General features: G+C 70.6%; 19 protein-coding genes and 1 pseudogene. 6 read left to right on the top strand and 14 right to left on the bottom strand.

The features are described from left to right. Positions 1-41: 41 nt before the first annotated feature. From ACZ7L1_RS11920 to ACZ7L1_RS11980, 13 genes are all read right to left on the bottom strand, one after another. The gene (locus ACZ7L1_RS11920) at positions 42-362 is read right to left on the bottom strand and encodes a DMT family transporter (RefSeq protein ID WP_471436342.1); all 321 of its coding nucleotides are present in this window, start codon (positions 360-362) and stop codon (positions 42-44) included. A gap of 206 nt (positions 363-568) precedes the next feature. After that, positions 569-1,810 (bottom strand): MFS transporter, encoded by a 1,242-nt coding sequence (locus ACZ7L1_RS11925; protein WP_471436416.1) that lies wholly within the window; start codon positions 1,808-1,810, stop codon positions 569-571. Next, positions 1,810-2,796: an LLM class flavin-dependent oxidoreductase gene (locus tag ACZ7L1_RS11930; protein ID WP_471436343.1), complete on the bottom strand. Its 987-nt coding sequence runs from the start codon at positions 2,794-2,796 to the stop codon at positions 1,810-1,812. The genes ACZ7L1_RS11925 and ACZ7L1_RS11930 overlap by 1 nt, the downstream gene beginning before the upstream one ends. Positions 2,797-2,879: 83 nt before the next feature. Continuing rightward, positions 2,880-4,070, bottom strand: a complete 1,191-nt coding sequence (locus ACZ7L1_RS11935; protein ID WP_471436345.1) for a 3-deoxy-7-phosphoheptulonate synthase — start codon at positions 4,068-4,070, stop codon at positions 2,880-2,882. Next, entirely contained in the window at positions 4,067-5,092 is a 1,026-nt protein-coding gene (locus ACZ7L1_RS11940) for an FkbO/Hyg5 family chorismatase (protein ID WP_471436347.1), read from the bottom strand. Before ACZ7L1_RS11940 ends, ACZ7L1_RS11935 begins: the two co-directional genes overlap by 4 nt. 92 nt (positions 5,093-5,184) lie before the next feature. Next, the gene (locus ACZ7L1_RS11945) at positions 5,185-5,430 is read right to left on the bottom strand and encodes a DUF6253 family protein (protein ID WP_471436349.1); all 246 of its coding nucleotides are present in this window, start codon (positions 5,428-5,430) and stop codon (positions 5,185-5,187) included. After that, positions 5,427-6,236 carry a maleate cis-trans isomerase family protein gene (locus ACZ7L1_RS11950; RefSeq protein WP_389001620.1) on the bottom strand — a complete coding sequence of 270 codons (810 nt, stop codon included), beginning with the start codon at positions 6,234-6,236 and terminating at the stop codon, positions 5,427-5,429. The genes ACZ7L1_RS11945 and ACZ7L1_RS11950 overlap by 4 nt, the downstream gene beginning before the upstream one ends. 20 nt (positions 6,237-6,256) lie before the next feature. Continuing rightward, on the bottom strand, positions 6,257-6,943 hold the full coding sequence (locus tag ACZ7L1_RS11955) for a transglutaminase-like domain-containing protein (protein ID WP_471436351.1): 687 nt from the start codon (positions 6,941-6,943) through the stop codon (positions 6,257-6,259). Positions 6,944-6,970: 27 nt separating this feature from the next. Beyond that, positions 6,971-8,068, bottom strand: coding sequence for an acyl-CoA dehydrogenase family protein (locus tag ACZ7L1_RS11960; protein WP_471436418.1), 1,098 nt, complete (start codon positions 8,066-8,068; stop codon positions 6,971-6,973). A gap of 140 nt (positions 8,069-8,208) precedes the next feature. Continuing rightward, on the bottom strand, positions 8,209-8,583 hold the full coding sequence (locus ACZ7L1_RS11965; protein WP_471436352.1) for an ectoine synthase: 375 nt from the start codon (positions 8,581-8,583) through the stop codon (positions 8,209-8,211). A 55-nt stretch (positions 8,584-8,638) separates the two neighbouring features. Next, positions 8,639-8,896, bottom strand: coding sequence for an acyl carrier protein (locus tag ACZ7L1_RS11970; RefSeq protein ID WP_471436354.1), 258 nt, complete (start codon positions 8,894-8,896; stop codon positions 8,639-8,641). Then, positions 8,893-10,371: an AMP-binding protein gene (locus ACZ7L1_RS11975; RefSeq protein ID WP_471436355.1), complete on the bottom strand. Its 1,479-nt coding sequence runs from the start codon at positions 10,369-10,371 to the stop codon at positions 8,893-8,895. The genes ACZ7L1_RS11970 and ACZ7L1_RS11975 overlap by 4 nt, the downstream gene beginning before the upstream one ends. Before the next feature lie 451 nt (positions 10,372-10,822). Beyond that, a complete protein-coding gene (locus tag ACZ7L1_RS11980) occupies positions 10,823-11,224 on the bottom strand; it encodes a MarR family winged helix-turn-helix transcriptional regulator (protein WP_471436356.1) in 402 nt (133 codons plus the stop codon). A gap of 402 nt (positions 11,225-11,626) precedes the next feature. Between ACZ7L1_RS11980 and ACZ7L1_RS11985 the strand changes: the two genes are divergently transcribed. The 3 genes from ACZ7L1_RS11985 (at position 11,627) to serC (ending at position 14,324) form a co-directional block, all read left to right on the top strand. Beyond that, entirely contained in the window at positions 11,627-12,106 is a 480-nt protein-coding gene (locus ACZ7L1_RS11985) for a nucleoside deaminase (RefSeq protein ID WP_471436357.1), read from the top strand. Further along, entirely contained in the window at positions 12,103-12,759 is a 657-nt protein-coding gene (locus tag ACZ7L1_RS11990; protein WP_471436358.1) for a DsbA family oxidoreductase, read from the top strand. The genes ACZ7L1_RS11985 and ACZ7L1_RS11990 overlap by 4 nt, the downstream gene beginning before the upstream one ends. A 446-nt stretch (positions 12,760-13,205) precedes the next feature. Further along, entirely contained in the window at positions 13,206-14,324 is a 1,119-nt protein-coding gene (gene serC / locus ACZ7L1_RS11995) for a phosphoserine transaminase (protein ID WP_471436359.1), read from the top strand. Between the two features lie 72 nt (positions 14,325-14,396). Here serC and ACZ7L1_RS12000 read toward each other — a convergent pair whose 3' ends face one another. Beyond that, positions 14,397-15,389 (bottom strand): WD40 repeat domain-containing protein, encoded by a 993-nt coding sequence (locus ACZ7L1_RS12000; protein WP_471436360.1) that lies wholly within the window; start codon positions 15,387-15,389, stop codon positions 14,397-14,399. Positions 15,390-15,500: 111 nt separating this feature from the next. Between ACZ7L1_RS12000 and ACZ7L1_RS12005 the strand changes: the two genes are divergently transcribed. The 3 genes and pseudogenes from ACZ7L1_RS12005 to ACZ7L1_RS12015 all read left to right on the top strand — a co-directional run bounded on the left by ACZ7L1_RS12005 (position 15,501) and on the right by ACZ7L1_RS12015 (position 17,462). Continuing rightward, positions 15,501-16,184 carry a GDSL-type esterase/lipase family protein gene (locus tag ACZ7L1_RS12005; protein WP_471436420.1) on the top strand — a complete coding sequence of 228 codons (684 nt, stop codon included), beginning with the start codon at positions 15,501-15,503 and terminating at the stop codon, positions 16,182-16,184. 87 nt (positions 16,185-16,271) lie between these two features. Then, positions 16,272-16,397: pseudogene (locus ACZ7L1_RS12010) on the top strand (Uma2 family endonuclease); the annotation flags it as partial. A gap of 72 nt (positions 16,398-16,469) precedes the next feature. Further along, positions 16,470-17,462, top strand: coding sequence for an aldo/keto reductase (locus ACZ7L1_RS12015; protein WP_471436362.1), 993 nt, complete (start codon positions 16,470-16,472; stop codon positions 17,460-17,462). Positions 17,463-17,607: the final 145 nt, after the last annotated feature.

Genomic DNA, 17,607 nt, shown 5'->3' on the forward strand with positions numbered 1-17,607 from the left:
CGGGTCCTTTCGGGGAGACGGATCAGGCGTGGGCGGGATTCCTAGGCGGCACCGCTGAGCTGGAGGCCGACGACCCCCGCGATGATGACGACGATGCCGAGGGCCTTGCGCCAGTTCAGGCGCTGACCGAAGAGCAGCACTCCGAGCACGGTGATGCCGACACCGGCGATGGACGTCCAGATGGCGTAGCCCACGCCGACGTTGAAGGTCAGCAGTGCCCTGCTGAGGAAGTAGGTCCCGAGCGCGCCGCTGACCAGGGTGATGGCGGTCCACCGGCGGTTCTTGAAGCCTTCGGCCTTGCCGGCTGCGATGGCGACGACGATCTCGAAGATGTCCGCGATGGCGAGGTAGAGCCACTGCATGGCAGTCCTTTCGTTCGGTGAGGGGCAGCGTGTTTCGGGACCGGCTCGCCGTGGAGCGACGGTGGCCCGGACGGCGGCGGCAACAGCGGCCAGGCCACACTTCCCCATGACATTTGCTTGTACGTGCATACTCGGCGCGCTTATAGAGCCACGTCACCAGGCTCTCGAGCAGACAGACAAAGCTTGCATGAACATGTATCTAGCTGTCAATGCCGCTCGGGAGAGCGCCGCGTGCGCCCGGCCCAGGTGATGTACACGCCCCCTGCCCCCGCCGCCACGGCCACCACCACACCGAGCAGGGTCGCGCTGAAGCCGATGCCGACCGCGTCACCGAGGTAGCCCGAGCCGACCGGCAGGAGCCCGGCGAACAGATATCCCCAGGAGCTCAGCGCCGCGTTCGACTCGGCCAGCCGGGCCGCGTCGACCCGGGCACCCAGCAGGGAGAAGCCGCCCAGCTGCCCCATCCCCTGCCCGGCGCCGGCGAGGACGGCGGCCGCGAGCAGCAGACCGATCGACCGGCCGTGCACGGCCGACACGACCAGCGCCATGCCCGCGGCGGTCGCCACGGTGGCGGTGGCCAGCAGCCAGCGTGTCGGCCATCCGCTCACCACGAACTGCACCGCGGTCGACGTACCGAACATCACGAACGCCGTGCCGCCCGCCACGATCCGGTTCTCGGTCCCGAGCAGGGCCGCCAGCAGGGACGGGCCGAGCGCGAGCAGGAACGACGTCCCGGTCATGCCCGGCATGTACGCGGCCAGCCCCAGCAGGAGATCGCGCCTGTTGCGGCGCGGCACGGACGGCAGGCGCAGCCACGGCCCCGTGGCGGGGCGGCGGACGTTCGGCGCGTGGCGTACCACCAGGAGCGCCGACAGCAGCAGCACGGCCTCGACGTCGAACACCGTCACCGTGGGCGCCGGCAGCGTCTGGGCCACACAGCCCGCCAGCAGCGGGCCGGTGGCCAGGCCCGTGCCCATGGCCACCGACCCGGCGAGCGAGGCCTGCCGACGCCGCTCGGGTCCGCCGACGTCCACCACCGCCGCCATGCCCGCGGCCACCGTGCCGCCCACCGCGAGACCGGTCAGCAACCGGGCGGCCAGCAGCGCGGCGACGCTCGTCGCGGTCGCGTAGAACAGACACGCGAGCAGCGCGCACAGCACGCTCGGCAGCAGCACGGTCCGCCGGCCGCAGCGGTCCGAAAGGGCGCCCGCGACCGGCAGGGCGAGCAGCAGTCCGCCGATGTACATCGCGAAGACCACGGTCAGGGTGCCCGTGGCGAAACCGATCCGGTGCTGCCACAGCACGAACAGCGGGGTCGGCGCGTTCGACAGCATGAACACCGCGGTCAGCGGCCAGGCAGCGCGCCAGATGTCCCCCTGGCCCGCCCGGCTCGTCCCGGTCGGCGACGCGACATGCCGACCCGCCCGTGGCGTACGGGTGGTTCCCATCACGCGGCGGAGCGCAGCAGGGGCAGCAGTTCCTCTGCGGTGCGCTCCAGGGCCGCCCGGTAACGGGGCTCTTCGAGGTTGGCGGTGGGCAACCGAAGCACGAGGTGGCGGGCACCGGCCTCGATGTAGCCGTCGAGCCATTCGGCGACCTGTTCGGCGGTGCCGCCGAAGATCCCCTGGGTGGTGCGCATGGTGGGCAGGTCGAGCCGGTAGTAGGCGCGGAAGTAGGCCTCAAGGGTCTGCTCGGCCTTCTCCCGGCTGTCGTCGACGGCGACAGACAGGTAGACGGCGGCGGTGACGTCGCTCTCGGGACGCCCTGCGGTCCCGGCGGCCTCCCGCACCCGCAGCCAGCCCTTCTCGTAGTTCGCGGCGGTGGTGCTGGTGGGCATCCAGCCGTCGTAGATCCGCCCCGTGCGCTCCAGCATCTTCTCGCCGGAGTGGGCCATCCACACCGGCGGCCCGCCCGGCCGGCCGGGCACGGGCAGCAGCGCCACGTCGTCGAGGCGGTGGTAGGTGCCCTCGTACGACACGGGGCCGCCCTCGGCGGCCCACAGTGCCCGGCAGATCTCGATGGTCTCCCGCATCCGGCCCACCCGCTCCTGGAACGGGACGCCGTACGCCGCGAACTCGGCCTGGGTGGCGGGCGAGGAGAAGCCGGAGCCCAGGCCGGCGATCAGGCGGCCGCCGGAGATCCGGTCCAGGCAGGCCAGTTCGTGGGCCAGGTGCACCGGCGGGCGCAGCGGCAGCAGGACGGCGGTACCGAGGCCGACCCGCTCGGTGGTGGTGGCCGCGGCGGTCAGGGCCAGCAGCGGGTTCATCCGGGAGCGGGCCAGCGGGGACTCGCCCGCCCAGATGGAGTCGTAACCCGACGCCTCGATCTTCGCGGCGAGTTCGCCGAGGTGGCTCGGGTAGTCGCCGCGGTCGACGACGGATTCGCGTCCGGGCAGGACGACGCCGATACGCAGGTCGGAGGGGGGCTTGGGCATGGGAGTTCCTCTCGGGCGGTCCGCAGGGCCGGTGCTCGGCGCCGCTGCTGGGTGGGGTCTCGGCCCGGTCGCACGGGCCCGGGTCAGGCGAAGACGGCGTCGATCAGCTCGTGTGCCTGGCGCGGGTTGAGGCGCGGGTCGCACAGGGTCAGGTAGCGCTCGGACAGCAGGTGTTCGGCGACGGGGCCGCCGACGCACTCGGTGACGTCGTCCGGGGTGGTCTCCAGGTGGAGCCCGCCGAGACGCTGTCCGTGCCGGTGCAGCTCCCGCCGGACGGTCACGGCCTCGGCGACGGCGTCATCGAGGTGACGGGTCTTGATCCCGGCCGTGGCCGTCACGGTGTTGCCGTGCAGCGGGTCGCTGAGCCACACCACGGGGTGACCCGAGCGGCGCACCGCCTCGGCGATCGGTCCGGTGGCGGTGGCCGCGGCCTGTGCGCCCATGCGCAGGATCAGGGTGAGCCGGCCGGGCAGCCGGTGCGGATCGAGGACCCCGCACAGCCGCACCACCTCGTCGGGCGTGGCGGAGGGGCCGATCTTGCAGCCGACGGGGTTGGCCAACGCGGCGAGCAGTTCCACGTGCGCCAGGCCGAGCTGACGGGTGCGCTCGCCGATCCACGGGAAGTGCGTGGAGGCCAGGTACGGCATACCGGTCGCCACGTCCCGGCGCACCAACGCGCCCTCGTAGTCCAGCACGAGCGCCTCATGGCTCGCCCACGGCCCGGTGGAGTCCGTGCGCAGCAGGTCGAGGGCGCCGATGACGCGCTCGCTCGCCTCGTAGGCCCGCAGCATCCGGACCGGGTCGTGGCGGCGGGCGGGCGCGGTCGGCTCGTGGGAGTTGACCAGGTGCCCGCGGAAGACGGGCAGGTCCATGCCGTCGGTCCGCTCCGTGGGACGGCTGCGCGGCTTGGCGAACTGGCCGCCCATCCGGCCGATGCGGACCACCGGCCGGCCGGTGCGCGCGGCGATCCGGTCGGCGAGGTCGGCGAGCAGTCCGGCCTTGCGCTCGGTGTGGTGCGGGGCGCACTCACGGATGTCCTCGGCGCAGTCGCCGGTCTGCAACAGCCCGGCCCGGCCCAGCGCCACCTCGGCGAGCTGCCCGCGCAGGGTCCGCACGTCCCGCGCCGTCGTGAGCGCGGGCGCGCCGCGCAGCTCCGCGCGCACCCGGGGCAGGTCGGGGTGGGCGCCCCAGTGGGGCTGTTGTTCGGCGGGGAGCAGGTCCCACACCGCGGGGGTGGTGGTCTCCGGCGCGGACAGCGAGGGAGACTCGCTCATCGGGTCCACTCCGGTCCGGGGACCAGGCCTTCGATCTCCACGAGCAGGTCGTCGCGGCACACGGCCACGTTCAGGTACACGGTCTCCGCGTCGGGGCCGAGCGCCTCCCGGCAGCGGGCGCGCACCACCGCGAGGTCCTCCTCGTGGCGGACGTACACCTTCACCAGGCGCAGGTCCTTCAGCTCGTGGCCGCTTTGCAGGCCGGCCGCGGCCAGGTTGGGGCCGCTGATCAGCTCGGCGATGTTCTCGAGGACCACCTCGGTCTGCCGGGCGACGTCGCCGCGGTGCACGGTCTCGTGGCCGAGGATGCTCGCGGTGCCGGAGACGAACAGCGTGCCGCCCGTGGATGCGTCGGCCGGTTCCAGCAGGGTGGCGCGGGCGAAGCTCGGCGGCTTCGGTCCGTACTGCTCGGGGTAGTGGTAGGCGGGCGTCTGCCGCTGGTTCTCCACGTGCCGGGGGCGGCCGTCGCGGCAGGCGATCAGAGTGAAGGAGATGCCCTCGCCGCGGGTGCCGATGCCAGTGGCGGCCGGCATGTGGCCGGTGCCGTCGCCGTAGGAGGCGAAGGCCTCGGCACGGCCTGCCACGAAGTCCCGGTAGATCTCCATGCCCTCGGCGTTGGTGCCGATGATGTCGCCGACGAAGTTCCACATCCGGAAGATGTGCGGGTAGCCGAGGTCGGAGACGAGTGCGAAGGCGGCCTCGTAGGTGGCGCGGACGGTGGGCGCGTAGACCGGCAGCGGGTCGATGGTGCCGGAGACGAAGAGGTGTTCGCCGTCGTGGGCGAAGGCCAGGCCGTCGCGGGTGCCGAAGACCGGTTCGGCGGTGGTGGTCCACACCTCGCGGAAGGCGTCGAAGCCGGGCGCGGACATGGGGATGGCCAGCTCGGGGTGGCCCTGGGGGGTGAGGGCGAGGCCGGAGTGCTCGCCGAAGGCCACCGTGGCGAGGACGTGGCGGCCGAGGACCGGCTGGGGGGTGCCGTCGAGGAGGGCGAAGTAGGCCTGTAAACCGGGGTGCTGGGACATGGCTCATGCCTTTCCGTGCGTGGGGGGGCCGGGCGGCCCGGAGGCCGCCGGTGACGGGCCCGTGCGAGGGGTGCCGCACGGGCCCGGGTGGTTCAGCCGGCCGCGCCGGCGTAACGCGGCCGCGGTTCCTCGGGCGCGAACGAGGGGGCGGTCTCGCTGCCGTGCGCGTAGCGGCGGAAGCCCGGTACGAGCTCGGCCTGGCGCAGCGCGCCGCGGTACAGGACCAGGCCGTGGACGGTGGCGCCGTCGTCGCGCCAGCAGACCAGCGGCAGGCCGTAGGTGTCTCCCTCGGGGGTGCCGAACAGGGCGATGTGGCCGTCGGCCGCCAGCAGGCTCATGACGCACCGCTCCCGGGTGCCGTGTCGAACAGCCGCCCGTAGCCGGTGATCCGGGCTGCGGCCTCACCCGCGCCGGCCAGGTGCAGGGCGTGCCAGAACAGCACCTGGTTGGCGGTCAGGACGGCGAAGTCCAGCTCCTTCTCCAGGGCGTTGATGACGCCGACCGCGCGGATGCCGTTGCCGGCGACCAGGACGGCGTCGGGCCGGTGGCGGGCGACGGTGGTGCGGATCCAGTCGGACAGGGCCTCGGGCGTGATCAGCTTCTGGTTGCTGGGCAGGCCGCACGGGCCGTGGTGGACGACCGTGAAGCCCTGCTCGGTGAAGTAGTCGGCGCCGAGCCCGGAGAGCCGGTCGTCGAACCACGGCGGGTTGACGATCGCCACCTTGCGGGCACCGAGCGCGGTGAAGCCGGTGACGGCGGCCGCGGTGGTGCCGGTGAGCGGGATCCCCCGGGTACGGCGCGCCAGCCGGTCGAACAGCTCTTTCTCACCGCTCGCGCCGAGCACATAGGCGGAGCTGGTGAAGCCGAGCGCGATCACGTCGAGCGGGGACGCCGCGAGCAGTTCCACCGCGTCGTCGATGAGCGGCGGCTCCACGAAGGCGCGCACGGGGTCGTGCGGGATCTTCGGGTCCATCTCGCCGCCGGGGCGCATCGCCGCGAAGTGCACGCGTGAGCCGTGGACGAAGACGTCGTCGGGGGCGATGGCCTGGAACTCCGACTCCGGGCCGACGTCCGCGTGCGGTACGACCACGCCGACCCGGGCCCGGGCCTCCCAGCCGTCCTTCTCGGCCTGGACGTTGCTCATGTTGGTCACTCCTTCCGGGGTCAGGCCGTCGCCTCGGCGGCCAGCGAGCCGCCGCGGACCGTGCCGGTACCGCTGCCGTCCAGGAAGCGGGGGTGCTTGCGGCGCATCTGGGACATGACGAACTCGTACGGCACGTCGTCGAAGTCGCCGTGATCGGCGACGAACTCCATGTTCTTCTCGCCCTGGTCGTCGAAGGGGTGGTGCACGCTGTCGGCGGTGCCGTCGAACTCCAGCGGCGTCATCCCGTACAGACGGCAAAGGATCTTGTTGAAGACCGGGGTGGCCTTCACCCATCTGTCGTCCAGGTAGACGGTGTTGAGGCCGTGGAAGAAGACGTCTCCGCCGATGTGGGCGCGCAGCCGGTCGGAGGCGAGGTGGTTGCGCACGTCGCCGTAGTGCAGACGGGCGGGGATGCCCACGGCCCGGCAGGCCGCCGCGTACAGCACGGACTTGTGCAGGCAGAAGCCCTTCTTCGTGGTCGCGATGTGGCTGGCCCGCAGTCCCTCCGGGGACAGATCGGCCCCGTACACCTCGTAGAAGACGTCGTCGCGGACCGCGTAGTACAGCTCGACGGCGAGCCGGCGCTTGTCGGCGGCCCGGTCGGCGACCGCGTGGTCGACGAAGGCCTGGACGGCGTCCGTCTCGTGGTCCAGGAATGCGGTGGGCGCGGTGAGCCGGGCGTGCTCGGCACTCGTGATGGCGTTCATGGTCACCCTTTCGTCAGCGCTGCCCGCTCACAGGCCCAGCAGGGCGGCGATGCGGTTGCGCTGGATCTCGCTGGTGCCGGAGTAGATGGTTCCGCCGACGGCGTTGCGCACGTCGCGTTCGATGCCGGTGCCGGTCAGATAGCCCTGGCCGCCGAAGATCTGCACCGCGTCCAGAGCGGTGTTCTTGTTGGCCTCGCTGACCACGGTCTTGGTCGCGGCGATGTCGATCGCCGCGTCCTGGCCGGCCTCGACCTTGGCGCCGGTGTCGGTGAGCCACTTGCGTGAGGTCTCCACCGCGATCTTCATGTCGGCGATCCGGTGTGAGACGCCCTGGAACCGGCCGATCGGCTGGTCGAACTGGCGGCGTGTCCGGGCGTGGCGGATCACCCGCTCCAGGCGGTGGGTCATCTCTCCGAGCGTGAGGGAGAAGGAGAACAGGATCTCCCTCTTCATCACGTGGTCGAGGATCAGGAAGCCGGCGCCCTCCTGGCCGATGCGACGGGTGGCGGGCACCCGCAGGCCCTCGAAGGTCACCTCGCTCAGCGGGGAGGTGCGCAGTCCCATCTTGGCCAGCGGTTCACCGACCCTGAGGCCGGGGATGTCCCGCTCGACAAGAAAGACGCTCAGGCCGAAGGGGCCGGGGTCGCCGGTACGCACGTACAGGAGGAACAGGTCGGCGATCGGCGCGTTGGTGATGAACATCTTGCCGCCGTCGATGACGTAGTCGTCGCCGTCACGTCGCGCGGTGGTGGTGATGTTCATGGCGTCCGAGCCGTGTTCCGGCTCGGTGATGGCATGTGCCGTGATCAACTCGCCGGAGATGATCCGTGGCAGGAAACGGGACTTGAGCTCCTCGCCGGCGAACGCCTGGAGGGGTACGCCGACGCTGACGATCTGGGTGGAGGTGGAGAAGCCGAGGCCTGCGTCCCGGCAGGTGTGGCCGAGTCCCTCCAGGGCGCGCATCGTCTCGGTCAGGGTGCCGCCGCTGCCGCCGTAACGCGTCTCGAAGGGGACCGCCAGGATGCCCGAGCGACGGATGGTCTTCCACTTCTCCCAAGGGAATTCGCCGCGGGCGTCGAACTCCTCGACGTCACGGTTGAGTTCCTCTGCCCAGGGGGCGGCCATTTCATAGGGATCGGGGGCGGGGTGGGGGGTCTGTGGAGCGGACTGCGCGAATGCGGATGTCATGGCTGTGCCGGCCTTCCGGTACGTGGTGAGCTGAGGGGCCGGGGCCCGTCGGCGAGCGGGCCCCGGAAACACGTGACTCAGTACTGGGAGAAGCCGTCGGGGGACAGCGTGTGCTTCTCGTCGCCGCGCAGGGCCGGATTGAAGATGGATATCAGCCGCAGGTCCTCGTAGTCGGAAGCCACGAGGTGGTGCGCGTCGTGCTCGTTGAGGGCGTAGATGGTGCCCTCCGTTATCTTGAAGCGCGTCCCGTCCTTGGTTATGACTTCGCCGGAACCACCGGTGCAGTAGCAGGCCTCCAGGTGCCGGCGGTACTGCAGTGCACTCGAGGTGCCCTTGCGGACCAGGGTCTCGCACACGGTGAAGCCCATGCCGTCGGCCTCGGTCAGCAGACGGTGGCTGGTACCGTTGCCCCACTCCACGGGGACGACGTCACTGATGCTCCGAACGATCATGACAAGACTCCTTCTCGATGTGTGGGTTTCGCTTCTCCGGGGTTCTCCCGGGAGATCAGGCGGCAGCCCGGTTCGCGTTCTCGACGAAGGCGACAATGGCGCCGATGCTGCGGAAGTGCTCCGGCTTCAGCGGGATGTCGTCGACGGGAATCGCGTAGGCACTGGAGAGGTGCGAGACGATCCTGACCAGTCCGAGACTGTCGACGACTCCGCTGTCGATCAGGTCGAATTCGGTGGTCAGGTCGGAGGTGTCCTCTCCGTCGAGGAATTCGGTGACGACATAGCCACGGATCTCGTCCGTCAGCGTGCTCATGCGTGGTTTCCCTTCTGGCGCAGCGCCTTGATGAGGTTGCGGTCGGGTTTTCCGGTCGCGGTGCGCGGCAGGGGTGTGTCGCCCACCTGGACCGAGGAGGGGATGGCGTGCCGGGGCAGGTGCGCGGCGCTGTGGGTGCGCAGACGCAGGGAGGTGAGCGTGGTGCCGGGCCGCCGGGTCACCTGGGCGTGCAGCCGGTAGCCGGCCTCCGGGTCGGGGAGGGCCACCACGGCGGCCTCGGCGACGTCCGGATGGGCGGCCAGGACGTTCTCGACCTCCTGGACGTTGGTGCGCACACCGCGGACCTTGACCTGGAAGTCAGTCCGCCCGTCGAGCCAGTGCAGGCCCTCGGAGTCCCGGGAGACGACGTCGCCGGTGCGGTAGAACACCTCGGGTCCGCCGTCGGGCGCCGGGACGAACACGCCTTCGTTGCGCTCGCGTTGCAGGTAGCCCGCGGTCTGGAACGGGGTCGACACGAAGAGTTCACCCTTGCCGGGCCCGTCGAGGACCTTCCCCTCGTCGTCGAGCAGCAGGGCCCGCACGCCCGGCAGCGGACGGCCGATCGGGGTCTTCTCCTCCGCTGCGGCGGGGTCGACGTCGTGGAGGAAGCTGTCGTTGGTCTCGGTGCAGCCGAAGACGTTGTGGAAGCGGGCACCGGGGAAGGCCGCGCCCAGCCGGGCCAGCAGCGGAGGCGGCATCGCGTCTCCGGTGAAGATCACGGTACGGACGTGCGGGTGCCGGGCGTCGTCCTGGGTGAGCAGCCGGTACAGCATGGGGACGCCCTGCACGAAGGTGACCTCGTGCTCCGCGACCAGGTCCCGCAGGTGGCGGGCGTCGGTGCTGGAGTCCTGCTCGACGAGCACGACGGCGGCGCCGAGCCGGAGCCCGGTCCAGACGTCGAGCAGCGAGAGGTCGAAGTTGAGCGGGGCGTAACTGAGCAGCGTGTCCCGCTCGGTGAGGTGGAAGCGTTCGGTGGCCCATGCGGCGAACCGGTCGAAGCCGTCGGCCGCGATGGGCACGATCTTGGGCGTTCCGGTGGATCCGGAGGTGGTGAGCAGCAGGCGGGCGGCGGTGGGGTCGACGGCGTCGAATCCGCGGGCGGCCGCCTCGTCCTGCGGGACGTCGTCGTGGTGGAGCGCACCCTGGTCGTCCACGGTGAGGACCGCGGAGCACCGGGCCTGCACGGTGAGCGTTTCCAGGACCGCGGCGCCCAGCCCGGGCGAAGGGGTGAGGACGGCGTAGCCGGCCCGGAAGGCCCCGATGAGCAGGGCGATGGTCTCCGGCGTCTTGTGTGCGGGTACGCACAGCGGGCGGCTGGGGTCGAGGCCCAGGCGGTCCAGCGCGGCGGCCAGCTCCCCGGCGAGGTCGACGAGCCGGCGATACGTCGTACGCCGCCCGCGCCACACCAGGGCCACGGCCTCGGGCCGGTGCCGCGCATGCGCCGCCAATGCGTCGCAGAGGCATAAGGATGGCATGGTTCCCCCTCGTTCGTCCCGGCTTCGACGGGAACAGTGATCTCCGCTGCAAAGGGGGGGTGACGGCGCATGAGGCGCGCCGAAATGCCGCGCCCGAAGCCCGGCGCACATCAGGCCGAGCCGGCTCCGGCCACGTCCCCCGTGGTCGTTCGATCATTCACCGTAGCGACAATGCATGCAGAGTCAAGCATGTATCTGCCGCGACCGGCGTGACAGAAGTCACGTCGGACCGTGTATCGCCCTTGCTTCATGAAATATTCATTTCAAAGGGATTAACAACGCGCTACCGAAGCATCAAAGGCGTCACGGGTCACTCCACCTCAGAAAGAGAGCGTTCGCCGTCGGCTGCCGCCCCGGCGCCCGGAAACGCCGAGAGCCGCCCCGGGGAACCGGGCGGCTCTCGATAGGGCCACACAGGAGGGAGTGTCGGCGGAAGCCGACGAAGCGCAGGTCAGACGCCGCTGCGCAGCGCCTGGACGATGCGGGCGAGCTCGGGGACGGCTCCCGCGGTGTTCAGTGCCGCGCTCAGCACCTCGCCGTAGGTGCCGCGGGCGGCGGCATAGCGCTGCCGGCCCTCGTCGGTGATCACCGCGTACACCCCGCGCTTGTCGTCGGGACACAGGTCCCGGAAGGCGAATCCGGCCGTGCTCAGGCGGCCGACCAGGCGCGTCACCGAACTCTGGCCGAGACCGACCTTGTCCGCCAGATCCTGCATGCGCAGCTCGCCGTCGGCGGCCTGGGCCAGGCATTCCAGGGCGCGAAATTCGGACAGGCCGATGCCGTGCTTGCGCTGCAGCACCTGGGTCAGCTGGCGCTCGACATGCGCAAACAGGGTGAGCACCCTGTTCCACATGGCTTGGTCAGAGGACGCAGTGGGCGCGTGAGGGATGGCTGTCATCTGGGGTACTGGCTCCTCCCAAGCGGCGTTGACAACAACATACATGTTCATGCAATCTTCTGCTCCATCCCTTCGATCCCTCAAGGGGTCGCCTCACGGAGGGATTACTTGCACGCACAAGCAAGCAGATAGGGGCGCACCTGTGCCGGACAACGCGCAGAACCCCGCAGGCGGTTCCCTCCGCCGAGGCCGCCCGGCTGCCGTGGCCCTCGCTCTTGGAGATCATGTCCGCGCTGAGCACCCGCACCGCGGAGAGCTGCGCCCAGAGGATCGCCTCGGCCCGGCTGCTCTCCTTCGCCTCGATCACCGGCGGCGCCCTTCCGCTCCGCCCGAACGCCCTCTGACAGGAGTGCAGCCATGACACCCGCCGAGAGCCGGCTGGCCGAATACGTCCAGGAAGCGGTGCGAATCAGCAGAGAGCACGTCGCCGAGGGCGGCATCCCCTTCTCGGGGATCGTCGTCAACCACGGGCAGATCCTGGCCACCGGTTTCAACCGCGTGCGCGAGGACGACGACCCCACCGCCCACGCCGAGGTCGTCGCGCTGCGCAAGGCAGCGGCCGAACGAGGGGTGTGGGCTACCGCCGGAGCCACGCTGATCGCCTCCGGCGAGCCGTGCGCCCTGTGCTATATGGCGTCGTTGTACTTCAGCGTCAGCCATGTCGTGTACGCCGTCGACCGCAAGACGGCCGCGCAGTACGGCTTCGACTACTCGGGCTCGTATTCGATCTTCGCGCAGGACCCGGTCGACTGGCCGGTGAAGGTGACGTACCTGCAGGTGCCGGACGCGACGAAACCGTTCGAGGAGTACCTCATGAGCAAGGGGAGGCTGGGATGAGCGACGCGACGAACGACCGGGTGAACGTGAAGGTCTGGTCGGACTACGTCTGTCCGTACTGCATGCTCGCCGAGGGGCCGCTGCACGAGGCCACGCACGACCTGGACGTCGACATCGAGTGGATGCCGTTCGAACTGCGGCCGTACCCGAAGCCGACGCTGCGGCCCGAGGACGAGTACCTGCCCGCGGTGTGGGCGAGCTCGGTCTATCCCATGGCCCGCCGGATGGGGGTGGACATCACCCTGCCCACCGTCTCGCCACAGCCGTACACCCGGCTGGCGTTCGAGGGGTACCAGTACGCGGCCGAGCACGGCAAGGCGGCCGCGTACACCCCGCGCATGCTGCGGGCGTTCTTCCAGGAGAACCAGGACATCGGCCGGCTGGAGGTGCTCACCGCCATCGCGGACGAACTCGGCCTCGACGCCGACAACTACGCACGGGCGCTGGAGGAGGGCACCTACCGGGAGACCCACCAGGAGGCGCTGCGTACCGCGGAGGCGTACCGCATCTCGGTCGTTCCCACGATCATCGTCAACGACCGGCACCGCATCGAGGGCGTGCCGAACGCGGCCCGGCTGCGCAAGGCGGTCCTCGACGAACAGGCCTCCCTCGCCGTCATCCAGGGCAACGCCTGCGGGATCGACGGCTGCTGAACCGCGGCGACCGCACCAGGATCGCCGCAGCTCCGAGCCACCGCCCACCGTGCCGAAGGCCGGTGCGTGGTGCCCGCTTCCCGGAAGACTCCGGGAAGCCCGACGGACGGCCCGGATTCCCCCGACGGGCCGTCCGTCTCGGCCTGCCCGCACACCGCCCCTACGAGGGAGCGGATCCGTCCGCCGGATCCGCGAGATCCGCACCGCCGGAAGCAGCTCGTGACGGAGCAGGGGACGCAGTCCCCGACGGACGCACAGGGGGACGCAGTCCCCCCGGCCCCGTCCGGGTTCCAGGGGCCGAGCACTGGCGGGGTCGCAGGGGCGGAGCCCTTGGAGGACGGGAAGAGAAAGGGGCGGCGGGGGCGGTTCACCCCCTCGGGGGACACCCCGTCTCAGCCGACGGACCACGTTTCGCCCAGGTTTCCTCCAGCGGCTACGCTCCGTCCGTGGCTGATATCCAGATTCCTGACGACATCAAGCCCGCCGATGGTCGTTTCGGCGCGGGTCCCTCCAAGGTGCGGGTCGAGGCGCTGGACGCCCTCGCCGCCACGGGTAGCTCCCTGCTCGGCACGTCCCACCGCCAGGCCCCGGTCAAGAACCTGGTCGGCAAGGTGCGCGAGGGTATCCGCGAGCTGTTCCAGCTCCCCGACGGCTACGAGGTCGTCCTGGGCAACGGCGGGTCCACCGCGTTCTGGGACATCGCGACCCACGGCCTGATCGAGAACAAGTCGCAGCACCTCAGCTTCGGCGAGTTCTCCTCGAAGTTCGCCAAGGCGGCGGGGCTCGCCCCCTGGCTCGCCGAGCCCACCGTCGTCGCCACCGACCCCGGCACCCACCCCGAGCCGCAGGCCGAGGCGGGCGTCGACGTCTACGCCTTCACGCACAACGAGACGTCGACCGGCGTCGCCATGCCGATCAAGCGCGTCGAGGGTGCCGACGAAGGCGCGCTGGTCCTCGTGGACGCCACCTCCGGCGCCGGCGGCCTCCCGGTCGACGTCGCCGAGACCGACGTCTACTACTTCGCCCCGCAGAAGTCCTTCGCCTCCGACGGCGGCCTGTGGATCGGTGTCTTCTCCCCGGCCGCGATCGAGCGCGCCGAGCGCATCCACGCCTCCGGCCGCCACATCCCGGAGTTCTTCAGCCTCCCCACGGCGATCGACAACTCCCGCAAGAACCAGACGTACAACACCCCGGCCCTGGCCACCCTGTTCCTGCTCAACGAGCAGCTGGAGTGGATCAACGGCCAGGGCGGCCTGGACTGGGCGGTCCGCCGCACCGCCACCTCGGCGCGCACGCTGTACGGCTGGGCCGAGGACGTCAAGTTCGCGACCCCGTTCGTCACCGACCCGGCCAAGCGCTCCCAGGTGATCGGCACGATCGACTTCTCGGACGAGATCGACGCCGCCGCCGTCGCCAAGGTCCTGCGCGCCAACGGCATCGTCGACACCGAGCCGTACCGCAAGCTGGGCCGCAACCAGCTCCGCATCGCGATGTTCCCGGCGATCGAGCCCACGGACGTCGAGGCGCTGACGAAGTGCGTCGACTACGTGGTCGAGAAGCTGTAGGGCTTCGGCCGACTTCATCGCGTACGACGGAAGGGGGTGTCCGGTGTCACCGGGCGCCCCTTCCGCCCTTCTCTAGCGCGGGGTGCGGCGCAGCAGGCGTTTGAGGAGCAGGACGAAGGCCAGGCCGGCGGCGAGGACCAGGGCGCCCACCTTGTAGTCGGCGTTCAGCGGTGAGCCGTTTCCGGCCCCGGTCTGCGTACCCCCCTTCCCCGAGGGCGACTTGGACGGCTGGTGACCGGGCACCTTCTCGGGCTGCACCGGACTGTCCGCGCCCTCGCTCCCGTACAGGAGCTCGGAGCCGTCGAGCGTGTACGTGACCGACTCGCCCTGCCGCTGCAGGGGGACGTCCAGGCGGGTCTGCTTCTTGATCCGTCCGCCGTTCCACGCGTACGCGATGCCGCCGAAGTAGCCGCGCACGGCGAGCTGTTCGCCGTCGGGCGAGAAGGCGGCGTCGGTGGCCCACAGGTCGACGGCGGCGGTGGGGCGGAAGACGTTCGTCCCCGTGGCGGAGAGCCTGGCCGGGCCCTCGTAGAGGTGGCCGCCGTCCTCCTTCTTGTCGATGATGTAGACGCGCCCGGTCTTCGGGTGGACCAGCAGGGACTCGGCGTCCCTGGGGCCGTCCGCGTACTTCACGACGTACTGGGTGGCGCGGACCGTCTGGTCCTTGAGCACCTTCGGCTCGGGCAGCTTGTAGATCCACACGTACGGCCACCTGCCGCCGAAGTTGTCGCCGATGTCGCCGAGGTAGATCTCGTTCCCCGGGCCTATGGAGACGGCCTCCACGTCACGGGGCGTGCCGATGCCGCGGAGGGTGAGGGTGGCCACCGTCCGTCCGGTGCGGCCGTCCACCGCGTACACGTACGGGCCGTCGTCGCTGTCGTTGTGCGTCCAGTAGATCCCCGGGTGGAGACGGGAGGCGGCGAGCCCGCTCGACTCGGTGATCCGGGGGTCTTTGATGGTGAAGCCGCCGTCGTCGGCGGACGCGGGCGCCGGCGCGACGAGCGCGAGCACACCGGCGAGCAGGGCCCCGAAGAGGCCGGAGAGGAACGCGAACGATCGACGCATGGCCCCAGCGTGCCATCCCGTGATCGACGGCCGTCGCGCGTGTCGATCCTCACACCCACCCCGTCCCATACGTCCCACCCCGCTCCCCCGCTGATCGTCCATCATGAGCGGGTGCTCAGGTTCATGCCCGTAGGCGACTCCCAGACGATCGGCAGCGCGGGCGAACACACATGGCGCTACCGGCTGTGGCGGCACCTGTGCGCGACGTACGGCGGCCCGTGCACGCTCGTCGGTCCGCGCGAGACGCTGTACGACAAGGCGGCGGACGCACCGACGTCGCACGCCTACGCCGAACCCGACTTCCCGCGTGCCCACCTGGCGGGCTGGGGCGAGGGCTGGCTGCACATGACCCCGCTGATCGCGGACGCGGTCCGCGAGTCCCGAGCGGACGTGCTGCTCGTGTCGCTCGGGCTGATCGACCTCGGCTTCTATACGAACGCGGAGCAGACGGCGGAGAACGTGTGCCGCTTCGTGGCGGAGGCGCGGAGCGCCAACCCGCGCGTCCGGATGGTCCTACTCCCGGTGATCCCGAACATCCGGGCGCAGGCGGACGCGCCCTTCGGGGCCCAGGTGGCCCTCTTCAACGAGCTCTTGGCGAAGGCGGCCGCCGACCTGGACGAGCCCCGCTCGCCGATCCTGCTGGCCTCGCCGCCGCCGTCGTACGACATCCACGTCGACACGTACGACGGTACGCATCCGAACGCCTCCGGCGAGCACAAGATCGCGGGGGCGTTCGCGGGGGCGCTGTGGGAGGCATGGGGGATCGGACAGCCGTACGCGGTGGGAACGAGTTGACCGGATACCGGCGTGCCTCGGTCACCGTGCGTATCGTTGTACTGCGCGGCTGCATCTGTCCGTGGGCAGCCGGGGAGGAGCGCGACAAAGGTGTTCTCGGATGTCCGGATCGACTTCCCGGGCCACGAGAACGGCTTCTGCCCGGACATCGCCCTGCTCAAGGACCCGGCGAAGATGGACGACAAGGGCCACTGGCGTCACCAGGACGTCGAGTGCGCGACTGATCCGCCCTTCCCCCCAGTGCCCCTTGCCTAGAGCGCACTCCACGCCGTTGGCTAAGCAGTCATGAAGTACACGCAGCTCGGACGTACGGGACTCAAGGTCAGCCGGCTCGTTCTCGGGACCATGAACTTCGGTCCGCAGACCGAGGAAACCGACAGTCACGCGATCATGGACGCGGCCCTGGACGCGGGGATCAACTTCTTCGACACCGCCAACGTGTACGGCTGGGGCGAGAACAAGGGCCGTACCGAGACCATCATCGGCAACTGGTTCGCCAAGGGGGGCGAGCGGCGCGACAAGGTCGTGCTCGCCACCAAGGTGTACGGCAACATGGCCCCGGACGGCACCACCGCCTGGCCCAACCACGACAAGCTCTCCGCCGTGAACATCCGGCGGGCGGTCGAGGCCAGCCTCAAGCGCCTCCAGACCGACTACATCGACTTGTACCAGTTCCACCACATCGACCGGAACACTCCCTTCGAGGAGATCTGGCAGGCCCTGGACGTGCTGGTGAAGCAGGGCAAGGTCCTGTACGTCGGCTCCAGCAACTTCCCCGGCTACAAGATCGCCCAGGCGAACGAGACCGCCGCCCGGCTCGGCTCGCTGGGACTGGTCAGTGAGCAGTGCCTGTACAACCTCTTCGAGCGCCGTGCCGAGATGGAGGTCATCCCTGCCGCGCAGGACTACGGCGTCGGGGTCATCCCGTGGTCGCCGCTGCACGGCGGGATGCTGGGCGGTGTCATCAAGAAGGAGGTCCAAGGCGGACGCCGGGCCGGTGGGCGCACCGCCGACTCGCTCGCCGACCCCGCGGTCCGGGCACAGATCCAGTCCTACGAGGACCTGCTGGAGAAGCACGGCCTGGAGCCCGGCGAGGCGGCTCTCGCCTGGCTGCTGACCCGCCCGGGCGTCACGGGACCGATCGTCGGTCCGCGCACCGCAGAGCAGCTCGAGTCCGCGATCAGGGCGGTGGAGCTGGAACTGTCGGAGGAGGTCCTGACGGGCCTGGAGGAGATCTTCCCGGGTCCGGGTCCGTCTCCGGAGGCCTTCGCCTGGTAGCCCGCGGGCGGGGCGCTGGTGGTGTCCGCGGGCCGGGGAACGCCTGGCCCGGGGCGCCTTGCCCGCGTTCCGCGCGGTACGCCCGGGTCTACTTCCGGACCGCCGCCGCCAGCGCCACCACCGCGAACATCAGCACGAGCACACC

Source organism: Streptomyces sp. NPDC107546 (assembly GCF_055639175.1).

Excerpts from the sequence above, each read along its gene's own strand:
- ACZ7L1_RS11920 (WP_471436342.1), bottom strand. The coding sequence starts at position 362 with ATGCAGTGGCTCTACCTCGCCATCGCGGACATCTTCGAGATCGTCGTC.
- ACZ7L1_RS11925 (WP_471436416.1), bottom strand. The coding sequence starts at position 1,810 with ATGGGAACCACCCGTACGCCACGGGCGGGTCGGCATGTCGCGTCGCCG.
- ACZ7L1_RS11930 (WP_471436343.1), bottom strand. The coding sequence starts at position 2,796 with ATGCCCAAGCCCCCCTCCGACCTGCGTATCGGCGTCGTCCTGCCCGGA.
- ACZ7L1_RS11935 (WP_471436345.1), bottom strand. The coding sequence starts at position 4,070 with ATGAGCGAGTCTCCCTCGCTGTCCGCGCCGGAGACCACCACCCCCGCG.
- ACZ7L1_RS11940 (WP_471436347.1), bottom strand. The coding sequence starts at position 5,092 with ATGTCCCAGCACCCCGGTTTACAGGCCTACTTCGCCCTCCTCGACGGC.
- ACZ7L1_RS11945 (WP_471436349.1), bottom strand. The coding sequence starts at position 5,430 with ATGAGCCTGCTGGCGGCCGACGGCCACATCGCCCTGTTCGGCACCCCC.
- ACZ7L1_RS11950 (WP_389001620.1), bottom strand. The coding sequence starts at position 6,236 with ATGAGCAACGTCCAGGCCGAGAAGGACGGCTGGGAGGCCCGGGCCCGG.
- ACZ7L1_RS11955 (WP_471436351.1), bottom strand. The coding sequence starts at position 6,943 with ATGAACGCCATCACGAGTGCCGAGCACGCCCGGCTCACCGCGCCCACC.
- ACZ7L1_RS11960 (WP_471436418.1), bottom strand. The coding sequence starts at position 8,068 with ATGGCCGCCCCCTGGGCAGAGGAACTCAACCGTGACGTCGAGGAGTTC.
- ACZ7L1_RS11965 (WP_471436352.1), bottom strand. The coding sequence starts at position 8,583 with ATGATCGTTCGGAGCATCAGTGACGTCGTCCCCGTGGAGTGGGGCAAC.
- ACZ7L1_RS11970 (WP_471436354.1), bottom strand. The coding sequence starts at position 8,896 with ATGAGCACGCTGACGGACGAGATCCGTGGCTATGTCGTCACCGAATTC.
- ACZ7L1_RS11975 (WP_471436355.1), bottom strand. The coding sequence starts at position 10,371 with ATGCCATCCTTATGCCTCTGCGACGCATTGGCGGCGCATGCGCGGCAC.
- ACZ7L1_RS11980 (WP_471436356.1), bottom strand. The coding sequence starts at position 11,224 with ATGTGGAACAGGGTGCTCACCCTGTTTGCGCATGTCGAGCGCCAGCTG.
- ACZ7L1_RS11985 (WP_471436357.1), top strand. The coding sequence starts at position 11,627 with ATGACACCCGCCGAGAGCCGGCTGGCCGAATACGTCCAGGAAGCGGTG.
- ACZ7L1_RS11990 (WP_471436358.1), top strand. The coding sequence starts at position 12,103 with ATGAGCGACGCGACGAACGACCGGGTGAACGTGAAGGTCTGGTCGGAC.
- ACZ7L1_RS12000 (WP_471436360.1), bottom strand. The coding sequence starts at position 15,389 with ATGCGTCGATCGTTCGCGTTCCTCTCCGGCCTCTTCGGGGCCCTGCTC.
- ACZ7L1_RS12015 (WP_471436362.1), top strand. The coding sequence starts at position 16,470 with ATGAAGTACACGCAGCTCGGACGTACGGGACTCAAGGTCAGCCGGCTC.